Annotated in this window: 12 protein-coding genes; 4 read left to right on the forward strand and 8 right to left on the reverse strand. The window is 76.5% G+C overall.

Translation table 11 applies throughout. The annotated features are described in order from the left end of the window. Positions 1 to 11 precede the first annotated feature (11 nt). The 8 genes from ACIQBJ_RS16000 to ACIQBJ_RS16035 form a co-directional block, all read right to left on the reverse strand. The gene (locus tag ACIQBJ_RS16000; RefSeq protein WP_400709446.1) at positions 12 to 965 is read right to left on the reverse strand and encodes a phytanoyl-CoA dioxygenase family protein; all 954 of its coding nucleotides are present in this window, start codon (positions 963 to 965) and stop codon (positions 12 to 14) included. Then, positions 962 to 2,020 carry a 4-hydroxyphenylpyruvate dioxygenase gene (gene hppD, locus ACIQBJ_RS16005; RefSeq protein WP_400709449.1) on the reverse strand — a complete coding sequence of 353 codons (1,059 nt, stop codon included), beginning with the start codon at positions 2,018 to 2,020 and terminating at the stop codon, positions 962 to 964. The genes ACIQBJ_RS16000 and hppD overlap by 4 nt, the downstream gene beginning before the upstream one ends. Positions 2,021 to 2,087: 67 nt before the next feature. After that, positions 2,088 to 3,356, reverse strand: coding sequence for a beta-ketoacyl-[acyl-carrier-protein] synthase family protein (locus ACIQBJ_RS16010; RefSeq protein ID WP_400709452.1), 1,269 nt, complete (start codon positions 3,354 to 3,356; stop codon positions 2,088 to 2,090). Next, positions 3,353 to 4,003 carry a hypothetical protein gene (locus tag ACIQBJ_RS16015; protein WP_400709455.1) on the reverse strand — a complete coding sequence of 217 codons (651 nt, stop codon included), beginning with the start codon at positions 4,001 to 4,003 and terminating at the stop codon, positions 3,353 to 3,355. Before ACIQBJ_RS16015 ends, ACIQBJ_RS16010 begins: the two co-directional genes overlap by 4 nt. A gap of 194 nt (positions 4,004 to 4,197) precedes the next feature. Continuing rightward, on the reverse strand, positions 4,198 to 5,409 hold the full coding sequence (locus tag ACIQBJ_RS16020; protein WP_400709458.1) for a beta-ketoacyl synthase N-terminal-like domain-containing protein: 1,212 nt from the start codon (positions 5,407 to 5,409) through the stop codon (positions 4,198 to 4,200). Positions 5,410 to 5,458: 49 nt separating this feature from the next. Next, positions 5,459 to 5,680, reverse strand: a complete 222-nt coding sequence (locus tag ACIQBJ_RS16025) for an acyl carrier protein (RefSeq protein WP_400709461.1) — start codon at positions 5,678 to 5,680, stop codon at positions 5,459 to 5,461. A gap of 11 nt (positions 5,681 to 5,691) precedes the next feature. Next, positions 5,692 to 5,976 (reverse strand): acyl carrier protein, encoded by a 285-nt coding sequence (locus tag ACIQBJ_RS16030; RefSeq protein WP_400709464.1) that lies wholly within the window; start codon positions 5,974 to 5,976, stop codon positions 5,692 to 5,694. A gap of 57 nt (positions 5,977 to 6,033) precedes the next feature. After that, positions 6,034 to 7,464, reverse strand: a complete 1,431-nt coding sequence (locus tag ACIQBJ_RS16035) for a class I adenylate-forming enzyme family protein (RefSeq protein WP_400709467.1) — start codon at positions 7,462 to 7,464, stop codon at positions 6,034 to 6,036. Between the two features lie 628 nt (positions 7,465 to 8,092). Here ACIQBJ_RS16035 and ACIQBJ_RS16040 point away from each other — a divergent pair. Genes ACIQBJ_RS16040 through ACIQBJ_RS16055 form a run of 4 tightly spaced genes read left to right on the forward strand, consistent with a single transcriptional unit; the run spans position 8,093 to position 11,659 of the window. Beyond that, positions 8,093 to 8,977, forward strand: coding sequence for a methyltransferase domain-containing protein (locus ACIQBJ_RS16040; RefSeq protein ID WP_400709470.1), 885 nt, complete (start codon positions 8,093 to 8,095; stop codon positions 8,975 to 8,977). Continuing rightward, the gene (locus ACIQBJ_RS16045; protein ID WP_400709473.1) at positions 8,974 to 9,321 is read left to right on the forward strand and encodes a hypothetical protein; all 348 of its coding nucleotides are present in this window, start codon (positions 8,974 to 8,976) and stop codon (positions 9,319 to 9,321) included. Before ACIQBJ_RS16040 ends, ACIQBJ_RS16045 begins: the two co-directional genes overlap by 4 nt. Then, positions 9,321 to 10,898: a nucleotide disphospho-sugar-binding domain-containing protein gene (locus ACIQBJ_RS16050; protein WP_400709476.1), complete on the forward strand. Its 1,578-nt coding sequence runs from the start codon at positions 9,321 to 9,323 to the stop codon at positions 10,896 to 10,898. The genes ACIQBJ_RS16045 and ACIQBJ_RS16050 overlap by 1 nt, the downstream gene beginning before the upstream one ends. Next, complete coding sequence (locus tag ACIQBJ_RS16055) at positions 10,895 to 11,659, forward strand: ABC transporter permease (RefSeq protein ID WP_400709479.1); 765 nt, start codon at positions 10,895 to 10,897, stop codon at positions 11,657 to 11,659. Before ACIQBJ_RS16050 ends, ACIQBJ_RS16055 begins: the two co-directional genes overlap by 4 nt. The last annotated feature ends 2 nt before the right edge of the window (positions 11,660 to 11,661 follow it).

Genomic DNA, 11,661 nt, shown 5'->3' on the forward strand with positions numbered 1-11,661 from the left:
GTGACGGTTCGTCAGACACCGTGCACCGCCGAGGAGTTGTCGCCCATGCGGGAGCTGTCGTCGCGCCACAGCACCGGGCAGAACTCCGGGTCCGCGTAGTCCGGCCGCCCGTCCGGCAGCCGGCGCACCAGCACGTCGTGGTTGTAGACCGCCGGGGAGCCGTCCGCCAGCGGGAAGCGCCGGTAGGCGTTCGCGCCGTCCTGCAGGTGGAAGGAGACCGCCCGGCGCGGCCGCGCACTGCGGTTCGGGCCGCTGCCGTGGTAGGTCCGGCAGTGGTGGAAGCTCACGTGCCCCTTCGGGATCACCAGCGGCACCTTGCGCACCTCGGCGCCGTTGAACGCCGCGTTCGCCGCCAGCAGCCGCTCCAGGTCGTCCCGGTCGCGGTCCGCGAAGTGCCGGGTCACCGAGTCCTCCCGGCCGGTCTCCCGCCAGCGGTGGCTGCCGTCCACCACCGTCAGCGTCCCCATCTCCTCGTCGCAGTCGTGGAACGGCACGAACGCCGTCAGCATCCGCTCCGAGGAACAGGTCGACCAGTAGTGCCGGTCCATGTGCCAGGGCACCACGTTGCTCGGCTCGCCCGCGATCGGCGGCTTCAGGATCAGCGTCGACTGGAACACCCGGATCTCCCGCGCCCCCGCCAGCAGCGCCGCCACCGCCCCCAGCAGCGGCTTCGCCAGCACCTCCGCGATCGGGTCGCTCTCGTAGTGCACGTAGTCGTTGTGCCGCTGCACCGGCCCGTCCGACGGCCGCCAGGCCGCCAGCCGCGGCGGCCGCACCGGCAGCACCCGGCTCCGCACGCCCGCGTAGTACCCGTCGGCCGCCGCCGCCAGCGCGTCCACCTCCGCGTCCGAGAACAGCCGCCCCGTCAGGAACCAGCCGTGCTCGGCGTAGAACGCCACGTCCGCGGCGGTCGGCAGCAGCGCCCGCTCCCCGGCGGACAGCTCGAACCGCAGCTCCCCGGTCACCGGGCCACCGCCTGCGCCTGCACCCGGACGGCCGCGAGTTCGCGCTCCTTCGCCTCGTACAGCGCCGGGATGTTGCCCGTCCCGAAGGTGCGCGCGCCGTGCCGCTCGATCAGCTCCCAGAAGAACGTCCGCCGCAGGTGCATCGAGGTGGCGAAGATCTGGTACAGCTCGCCCCAGTGGTCCCGGTCCAGCAGGATGCCGCGCCGCCGCAACCGCTCCGGCACGACGCCCGGCAGCGTGTCGTAGTAGGCGTCCGGGGTCGGCGCGAAACCGATCCCGCGCGCCGCCATCGCGTCCACCGCCGCCGCCACGTCCGCGCAGTCCAGCGCCAGGTGCTGGACGCCCGCGCCGCCGTGCCAGGACAGGAAGTCGTCGATCTGCCCCGGCGCCCGCGCCGGGTCCGGCGCGACCAGCGTCAACGTCGCCCCACCGCCCGGCGACTGCACCACCTGCGAGAACATCCCCTGGTCGGCGACCGCGACGTACTCCTCGAAGACCACCTCGAAACCGAACGCCCGCCGGTAGAACCCCGCGGTCGCCGCCAGCTCCCCGGCCGGCAGGCACACCGCCGCGTGGTCGATCCCGCGCACCTGCTCCGGCCCCGACCCGTCCGGGGCCGCCGACTCCACCACCCCCGGCAGGAACCCGGCCCCCGCCGGCCGCTCCACCAGCCGGTGCAGCACGTCGCCGAACCCCGACACCAGCGCCGTCACCGACCCGTCCGGGTGCGCCACCGGCGCCGCCACCGGCCGGGCCCCGCCCGCCACCGCCGCCCCGAACGCCGCCACCGCGTCCGCCACCGCGAAGGCCAGCACCGCCACCCCGTCGCCGTGCCGCGCCACGTACCGGGACGCCGGATCGTCCGGCACCAGCCCCGAGGTCAGCAGCACCCGGGCCGCGCCCTGCCCCAGCAGCAGGCTCCGCCGCCCCGGCAGGCCCGACTCCGGACCGCCCTGCCCGAGCGGGCGGAACCCCAGACCGGCGGAGAGCACGTACGCCGCCTGGCGCGCGTCCCCCACCTGGAACTCGACATGATCGACGCCGAGGACATTCATCGTGACAGCCGTTCCTAACTCCGAGTAGCAGCGGAAAAAGAGAAGAGAAGCTCGCGGTGACGGACCGTCACACCGCCCGGACCAGCCGGGTGCTCGGCAGCCCCAGCAGCAGGCTCACGTTGTGGCCGCCGAACCCGAACGAGTTCGACAGCACGTGCCCGACCCCCGGCGCCGGCCGCGCCCCCGCCCGGACGTGGTCCAGCGCGCACCCCGGATCGGGGTCGTCCAGGTTGTGCGTCGGCGGCAGCAGCCCGCGCCGCAGCGCCAGCACCGACACCGCCGCCTCCACCACCCCCGAGGCGCCCAGCAGATGGCCCGTCACCGCCTTCGTCGAACTCACCGGCGGACCGTCCGGGCCGAACACCGACCGCACCGCCGCCGCCTCCGCCGCGTCCCCCGCCCGCGTCCCGGTGCCGTGCGCGTTCACGTACCCCACCTCCGCCGGGCCGATCCCCGCGCCGCGCAGCGCCATCCGCATGCACGCCGCCGCACCCGAACCGTCCGGCCGCGGCGCCGTCGGATGGTGCGCGTCGTTCGTCGCCCCCCAGCCCCGGACGTCCGCGTACCCCGCCGCGCCCCGCCCGTCCGCGTGCGCCACCCGCTCCAGCACCAGCACCCCCGCGCCCTCGCCCAGCACCAGCCCGTTCCGCCGCCGGTCGAACGGCCGGCTCGCCGCCGCCGGATCGTCCGCCCAACCACGCGCCAGCGCACGGGCGTTGCCGAAGGTGTCGGCCAGCGTCGGGAACAGCGGTGCCTCCGCGCACCCCGCCACCACCACGTCCGCCAGGTCCTCGCGCAGCAGCCGGAACCCCTCCGCCACCGACTGCGCCCCCGCCGCGCACGCCGTCGCCACCGCCGAGCTGTACCCCCGGATGCCGTACCGGACCGCCACCCGGGCCGCCGCCATGTTCGGCAGCATCCCCGGCAGCAGGTACGGGCTCACCCCCAGCCGCCCGCGCTCCCCGCGCAGCACCACCTGCGCCTCCAGCGTCGCCAGGCCGCCCGTCCCCGACAGCACCACCGCGATCCGGTCCGGGGCCACGTCCCGCCCCACCTCGATCCCGGCGTCCGCCACCGCGTCCGCCGCCGCCCGCAGCGCCAGCACCACGTAACGGTCCACCACCCGGGTCTCCGGCCCCGACAGCACCGACGCCGGATCGATCGGCGGCGCGAACCCCGCCACCTCCAGCGACCCCGCCAACGGCCCGCCCGGCTCCGGCCGGGACAGCCCCGACCGCCCCTCGCACATCGCCGCCCACACCTCGGCGGCCGAACACCCCGCCGGCGTCACCAGGCCCATCCCGGTGACGGCGACTCCCGCTGCTGCTGCGCTCACGCTCCGACTCCTTCCAGGCGGGGTGCGATCCGATCGGGTGCTCCGTTCGAGCTGCGCCCGGCCGGTGGGTGCCCGCCGGCAGGGGGCTCGTTGCTCGGGCGCGCGTTCGAGAGGTGCTCGTGCGCGGGCTGCTCGTGCTCGGGCTGCTCGTGCTCGGGGTGTCCGTGCGCAGGGTGCTCGTGCGCGGGCTGTTCGCTCTCGGGCTGTCCGCCGGGCGGCGGCGGGGTGAGCAGGACGGCGGCGGCGTGGTCGGGGGCCTCCGGGGCGGTCGCCTGGTCGACCCGGAGCAGCAGCACCGCGTCCGCGTCCCCGTCCGCCAGCAGCAGGCCCGCGACCTCCAGCGCGCCGGCCGTCTCCGCGACGCACACCACCGGGCCGGTCAGCCCCCGGCGCGCCGCGACATGCCCCGCCACCGCGTGCGGTACGGCCTGGAAGAACAGCAGCGGGCCCAGTCGCGCCCCGCCGTCCACCGCCTCCGCCACCCGCACCGCGCTGCCCAGATCGCCCAGCGGGGCCACCAACAGCACCGCCGTGACCGGCAGTTCGGCCACCGGACCCGGGCGGCGGTCCAGGCAGCGCCGGGCCGCCTCCGCCGCCAGCGGGCCGAACGAGGAGCCGACGAACCCCGGGACGGGCGGCGGCGCCACGTCCTCGGCACCCTCCGGCCACTGCGCGGCGGCCGACCCCCGCAGACCGGCGGACGCCGCAGCGGCGGCCAGGACGGCGACGGAGGCCGGAGGAGCGGCGGGAACCGGGGGAGCGGCGGGAACCGGGGGAACAGAGGCGGATGAACTCGCTTGCCGGGCAAGGGCGGTGGCGGTGTCCCCGGACGGCCGGCCGGTCACGGCAGAGCCACCAGGAGCGCCGCGTTCGCGCCGCCGAAGGCCGAACTCAGGCTCAGCGCGAAGCCCGCACCGGCCCGCGGCGGCACCGGGGCGAGCACCGGGCTGAGCGCGCAGTCCGGGTCCGGGCCCAGCCAGCCCGCGTTCACCGGCAGCCGGTCCGCCCGCAACGCGGCCGCGGTCAACAGGAGTTCGAGCAGCGCGCCCGCCTCCAGCGCCTGCCCGTGCACCGACTTCGTCGAACTCACCGGCAGTTCCGCCACCCGCGGCCCGAACACCAGGCGCAGCGCCGCGGCCTCCGCCGCGTCGCCCAGCACCGTCCCCGGCCCGTGCGCGTTCACGTACCCCACCCGCTCCGGACCGACCCCGCCGCGCCGCAGCGCGTCCGCCACCGACCGGGCCAGCCCCAGACCGTCCGGCCGCGGCCGGCACACGTGGTGCGCGTCGCCCGCCCGCCCCCACCCCGCCAGCACCGCCAGCGGTTCCACCCGCCGGGCCCGGGCCGCCGCGGCCGACTCCACCACCGCTGCCGCCACCCCGTCCCCCAGCAGCAGCCCCGTCCGACCCGCGCTGAACGGCCGCACCCGGCCGTCCCGGGCCAGCGCCCCGCCCGCGTCGAACAGCGCGAACCGGTCCGGCTCCACCAGGTACCCGGCAGCCACCACCACCCGCTCCATCCGGCCCCGGGCCACCGCCGACGCCGCGTCCGCCACCGCACTCGCCGAGGCCACGCACGCCGACGGGTACGCCCGCGCCGCCGCGGCCGCGAGCCCCGCCCGCCCCGCGACCCCCGCCGCGAAGGCGTCCGCCCCCAACCCCGGCCGGTCCGCGACGGCGGCCCGCGCCAACGCCGGATCGCCGTGCACCGCCAGATACAGCGGACACGCCGCGCGCTGCGCCGCCGACAGCCCGGCCTGCGCGCACGCCGCCGCCACCGCCGACTCCAACTCCCTTACCAGCGAAGGCGTCCCAGGATGCGCGGCGGCCCGGTCCACCCGCCGCCCCGCGACGTCGAACCGCGTCACCGGCCCGAACCCGGGCACCCCCGCCAGCGCCGCCGCCAGCAGCGGCCCGACACCCCGGCCGAACGCGCTGAACACGCCCGCCCCGGTCAGCACCACGGCCCGGGGACCGCGCCGCGCGGTGGACACCGGGGCGGGCAAGGGCGCGGGCAGGGGTGCGGGCAAGGGTGCGGCGGCACGGTCGATCACGGCGGTTCACCTCCCAAAAAGACTCAGCAGCAAGGTTCTTGACGGACAATCAGCGGTCGGCGGCGGTGCGGAAGGACTCCAGCAGCGCGGCCGCGTCGGCGACGGTGGCGATCCGGGCGAGCGTGTCGTCGTCCAGCCGCCGGCCGTGGCGCTGCTCCAGCACGTGCGCCAGCCAGGCCAGCTCCATCGAGTCGATCCGCTCCGGGACCTCCTCCGGCGCCCGCCCGCCGAACTCGGCCAGCAGCGACACGACTTCGTCCCGTCCGGACACCGCCGGCACGCTCAACGCCCCGCGACGGACGCCGACCGGAGCCGGGCCGCGACGGCCGCCCCGAACTCGCCGACCGTCATGGTGCCGAGCAGCTCCGACTCCTCGTCGTCGAACCGCACCGCGAACCGCTCCTCGACCCGGACGCCCAGCTCGGCCAGCGACAGCGACTCCAGGTCCGCGCCGGCCGGGCCGAGCGGGGTGTCCGCGTCGACGTCACTGATGTCGTAGTTCATCTCGCTCAGCGCGGACAGCACGAACGCGCGGATCTCCTCGGTCGAGGGCAGCTCGGTGGACATCGCTCGGTTTCCTTCCGGAGGGGTCGTGATGATGGTCGGACCGCCTTGCGCGGCCGGTCAGTCCTGGGCGGCGGCGCGGGCCAGCGCGGCCCGGTCGCGGACCGGCTTGCCCGTCGCGGTGCGCGGCAGCTCGGCCAGCAGGTGGACCAGCCGCGGCCGCTTGTGCGGGGCGAGGCGTTCGGCGAGCCGCGCCTCGATCAGCGCCACGGCGTCGCTCCCGCCGCTGTGTCCGCCGCTCCCGCTGTGTCCGCCGTGCCCGTGCAGCGAGACGTACGCCTCGATCGAGCTGCCGAACAGCACGACCGCGCCCGCCACCTCCGGCAGCGCGGCCAGGGTGTGCTCGACCTCGGTGAGGTCGACCTTCAGGCCGCCGACCGACACCTGGGAGTCCAGCCGGCCGAGCACCCGCACCCGCCCGGTGCGGGGGTCGACCGTGCCGCCGTCCCCGGTGCGCAGCCAGCCGTCCGCCCAGCGCTCGGGGGCGTCGGCGGCCGCGGAGGCGTCGGCGGCCGCGGGGCCGCCGAGGTCCAGGTAGGGGGAGCGCGGGGCGGCGACCAGGAGTTCGCCGTCCCGCTCGCGCACCGCCAGCCCCGGGACCGGGGCCAGTTCGGGCCGGTGCGCGCCGAACAGGTCGGTGGCGATCACGCCGACCTCGGTCATGCCGTACATGCTGCCGAGCCGCACCCCGTACCGGTCCACGAAGGCCGCGTGCACCTCCGGGCGGACCGGTTCGCCGCCGGTCGTCATGCCGGTGAGCTGGGGGAGCCGGGGCGGCGCCGTCCGCCAGCCCAGCAGTTCGAGGTGGAACGGCACCCCCAGCAGCGTGGTCGGCTCCGGACCGGCCGCCACCGCGGCCGGCACGCCGTCCGCCGTGACCCGCGCCGGGAAGACCAGCCGCACCCCGGCGTGCAGGCAGTGCAGCAGACCGCCGACCAGGCCGAGGACGTGCACCGGGGAGGCCAGCGACACCATCCGGTCGCCCGCCCGCGGCACCCCGTCGAGCCGGGCGTAGCGGCCGAGTTCGGCGACCAGGTCGGCCGCCGTCCGGCCGACGGCCTTCGACGGGCCGGTGGAGCCCGAACTGAACTGGACCAGCGCGTGCGGCCCCGCGGCCGGCCGCCCCGGCCGGGCGGCGACCACCGGCACCTGGTGGTGGAAGCCGCGCGGCGGCCCGCCCCGGACCGGCTCCGCCGAGCCCACCACCACCTGCGGCGCCAGCCGCGCCAGCGCCCGCCCGGTCTCGAACTCCGTCAACCGGTGGTCGAGCAGCGCGGCCTGCGCGCCGATCCGCCAGCTCGCCAGCAGCTCGACCACCAGCGCGAGCGACGGGGCCAGGCGGAGCGCCACCGAACCGCCCGCCCGCAGCCCGGCGGCGGCCAGCACCGCCTGCCGCTCGCGCACCAGTCGGCGCAGCTCCGCCCGCCCGACCGGTTCGTCGAAGAACAGGCACGGCTCACCGCCCGGACCGCCGAGCAGCACCTCGTCCACCCAGCCCGGATCGAGCCGGTCCGGGGCGATCCGGGCCGGCTCGGGAAAGGCGGGGGAGACGGGCGGACCGGGTAAGTCGGCCGGGGCGGAGGCCCCGGATGAGCTGGGGCGATGCTGTGGGAGCGCTCCCATGCTGCGCTGCGGTGCAGCGGCGGCGTCATTCATGGAGTACCAGAACCTCTTCCTGGTCACGATCGGAGGGAACTGGCGGAATTCCCACGCCGAACTTTCAACGGTGAATTGGCCGGGTGTCAAGACCCGTCACCGGAACGGCATTTCGGCCCGGGCGGAAAGAGCCGGGGAAGAGCCGCCCGATGCGTTGACGGACGTCCGGGCCGGGGCTAGTGTGACCGCCGGTCGGCCAACTCCCCAGCTTCGAGGGCAGGTTGCCGACCCTGACGGACCGTTTCCCGATGGTCCGTCGGCCGCGCCGCCCGCCCCGGCCCGGCCGTTCACCTTTCGACGCGACCCGCAATGCCGGTGCGTCTTCCGCATGCCCACGGGTCGCTTCCCCGACGGGCGAAACCCCGAGTGGATCAGACCAGTCCGGTCGCGCGGCGGCATTTCCGCCCGCCATTCCGGCGGCCTTGTCGTGCGCATTCATGTCAACTTTCCGAGGATCGGCCCAGTGGACCCAGTGAACGGCTCCGGCCTGAACACCGCCGTGGAGCGCTACTACGACATCACCCTCGACCTGTACGAGGACCTGTGGGGCGAACACGTCCACCACGGCTTCTGGGACGCGGGCGAGACCCCCGCCCGGGACGGCGCCGACCGGCACGCCGCCACCGACCGGCTGGTCCGCGAACTCGTCGCCCACGCCGGGCTGCCCGCCGGCGCGCACGTGCTCGACGTCGGCTGCGGCATCGGCGGCCCCGCCCTGCACCTGGCCGGGCCGCACGGCTGCACCGTCGAGGGCGTGACCCTGAGCGCCCGGCAGGCCGCCCGCGCCACCGAGAAGGCCCGCGCCGCCGGCCTCGCCGACCGGGCCCGCTTCCACCGGCTGGACGCCCTGCGCACCGGCTACCCCGACGCCTCCTTCGGCGCCGTCTGGGCGCTGGAGAGCCTGATGCACATCGCCGACCGGGCCGCCTTCTTCGCCGAGGCCCGCCGCCTGCTCGCCCCCGGCGGCACCCTCGCCGTCGCCACCTGGGCCGTCCGCGAAGGCGAACTCACGCCCGAAGAACAGGAGTTGGTCCGGCAGATCCTGATCCACCAGGTGATGCCCGACTTCTCCTCCCTGGCGGAGCACGAACGCCTCGCCCGGGCCGCCGGCTTCACCGACGTCGCCACCGCCGACTGGAGCTCCGCCGTCGCCAACTCCTGGGACCCGGCCTTCGCCCTCGTCCCGCAGTACGCCCGCGGCCCCGCCGCGATGCGCGACCTGGCCCGCGAACGCGGCGTCGACGTCCTCGGCTTCTTCCACGCCGGACCGCTGATGAAGAAGGGCTTCGACACCGGCGTCATCACCTACGGCGCCCTGCGCGCCACCGCGCCGGACCCCGCGCGATGAGCGGCGCGGGCCCCGGAACGCTGCGGGAGGTCGCCGAACTGCTCCGGCAGGTGCTGGACGAGGACGCCGACTGGCTGGACGCCGTCCGCGCGGACACCCTGGTGGACGGCGAACTCCTGGTCGAGAGCCACGAACTGGCCGCCTGGTCGCTGGCGCTGGCAGCACGCTACGGCCCCGGCGTCGACCTGGCCGGACACGTCGCCGGGCTCGATCTCGACGCGATCGTGGCGCTCACCGTCGGCGAGGTCGCCGCGCTGGCCCTGGCCGGGGGAGCGGCGCCGACGGGGCAGGGGCCGGGGCCGGGCTCGGATTCGGCGAACGGCCGGGTGGAGGACGGGAACTGATGGGGCGCTACCTCTTCGTCTCGCTGCCGCTCACCGGCCACGTCCACCCGCTCGCGGCGGTCTCCGCCGAACTCCGGGCCCGCGGCCACCAGGTCCTGTGGGCCGGCTCCGAGTCCTTCCTGCGCCCGCTGCTCGGGCCCGACACCCCGATCGCCCCGATCCCGCTGCGCGCCCACCGCGGCCAGGCCGACCGCGGCGCGGCCGCCGCCAAGTCCCGCTGGGACGGCTACATCGTCCCGCACGCCCGGCACACCCTGCCCGGCATCGAACGCGCCGTCGCCGCGTTCCGCCCCGACGTGCTCGCCGTCGACCAGCACGCCGTGGCCGGCGCCGTCGCCGCGCACCGGGCCGGACTGCCCTGGGCCTCGCTCGCCCCCACCACCATGGAACTCACCCGCCCCTACCGGGCCGTGCCCAAGGTCGAGGCATGGATCGGCGAACGCCTGACCGCGATCTGGCAGGCCGCCGGGATGCCCGGCGAACCCCCGCACGACCTGCGGTTCTCCCCGCACCTGCTGATCGCCTTCACCGGCGAGGCGCTCACCGGCCCGCTGCCGTGGCCCCCCAACGCCGCCCTGGTCGGCCCCGCACTCGCCCCCCGGCCGCCCGACCCCGACTTCCCGTGGCACTGGCTCGACCCCGCCCGCCGACACGTCCTGGTCACCGTCGGCACCCTCTCCCTCGACCTCGCCCGGGACTTCCACGCCCGCACCGTCGAAGCCCTCCGCCCGCTCGGCGACCGGCTGCAGGCGATCATCGCCGCCCCCGACGGCACCGTCCCCGACCCACCCGCCCACCTCCTGGTCCGCCGCCGCGTCCCCGTCCTCGAACTGCTGCCCCACCTCGACGCGGTGATCAGCCACGGCGGCCTCAACACCGTCTGCGAAACACTCGCCCACGGCGTCCCCCTCCTGATCGCCCCCATCAAGGGCGACCAGCCCGTCAACGCCACCCAGGTCACCGCCGCCGGCGCCGGCCGCCGCATCAGGTTCGACGGCACCCGCCCCGACCGCCTGCGCACCGAACTCCTCACCCTCCTCGACGACCCCGCCTACACGACCGCCGCCCGCCACATCGCCACCACCTTCCGGAAGGCCGGCGGAACCACCGCCGCCGCCGACCACCTGGAAACCCTGCTGCCCCCCGCCGCCACAGGGACGCCGCCCGCGACCCCCGCGAACGGGGCCGCCGCACCGGAGGCGGTGCCCGCCGACGGAGCCGTGGCCGCCGCGGACCGCTTCGGGCCCCCGCCGCCGAGCGGCGCTCCGGCCCGCCGCTCGGCCCCGCCCGCCGCGCCGCCGCCCGTGGTCACCGCCGACGGTGACGCCCGGTCGATGGCCTCGCCCGGTCGCGTCCTCCCGGCTGCCGCCGGACGGCCGGGGGCGTCGCCCGGCGAGGGACCCGCGGCCGCCGGCGCGCTGCGGGAACTGCCCGTCGACACCCCCGCAGGCCCGCCGGAGGCGGTGCCCGACGTCGCCGCGCCGCTGCCGGCCGCGCCGCGCGCCGCACCGTCCGGTGGGTGCGGGCCGACGAACGATCCGTGTGCCGAGAGAAGAGATGGAGAGAGCCGGAGATGAAGACCCTCCGCGACACCTGGCTGGTGTTCCAGCGGCACCTGGTGCTGTTGGCCAGGTCGCCGTTGCAGATTGTGCTCGGGGTGGCCCAGCCCGTGGTCTACCTGGCGCTGTTCGCGCCGTTGCTGAAGCCCGCGCTGGCCTCGATGGGCGCCGGGTCGATGGCCGACGCGTACCGGATCTACGTGCCCGGGATGCTGGTCGCGCTGGCGCTCGGCGGAGGGCTGTACGTCGGCTTCGGGCTGCTGGCCGAACTGGGGGCCGGTGTGGTCGAGCGGGTCCGGGTGACGCCGGTCAGCCGGGTCGCGCTGCTGCTGGGGCGGGCGCTGCGGGACGTCGTCACGCTCGCCCTGCAGGCGGCCCTGATCATCGTGCTGACCCTGCCGCTCGGCCTCGCCGTACGGCTCCAGGACGTCCTGCTCGCCTACCTGCTGCTCGCGCTGATCTCGCTCAGCAGCGCCGCGACCTCCTACGGCCTCGCGCTGCGGATCGGCAACCCCGACACCCTCGGACAGGTCGTCAACAACCTGGCGCAGCCGCTGATGCTGCTCTCCGGCACCCTGCTGCCGCTCGCCCTCGCCCCGCTCTGGCTGCGCCGGATCGCCGACTGGAACCCGTTCAGCTGGGCCGTCGCCGGGATGCGCGAGGTCTTCGCCGGGCACCCCGGCGACAGCGCCGTCCTGCGGAGCCTCGCCGTGCTGGCCGTGGTCGCGCTCGCCGCGCTCACCTGGTCGGCCCGCCAGTTCGCCCGCGCCGTCCGCTGACG

Origin of the sequence: Kitasatospora sp. NPDC088391, assembly GCF_044753345.1 — a bacterium.
Lineage (GTDB): Bacteria > Actinomycetota > Actinomycetes > Streptomycetales > Streptomycetaceae > Kitasatospora.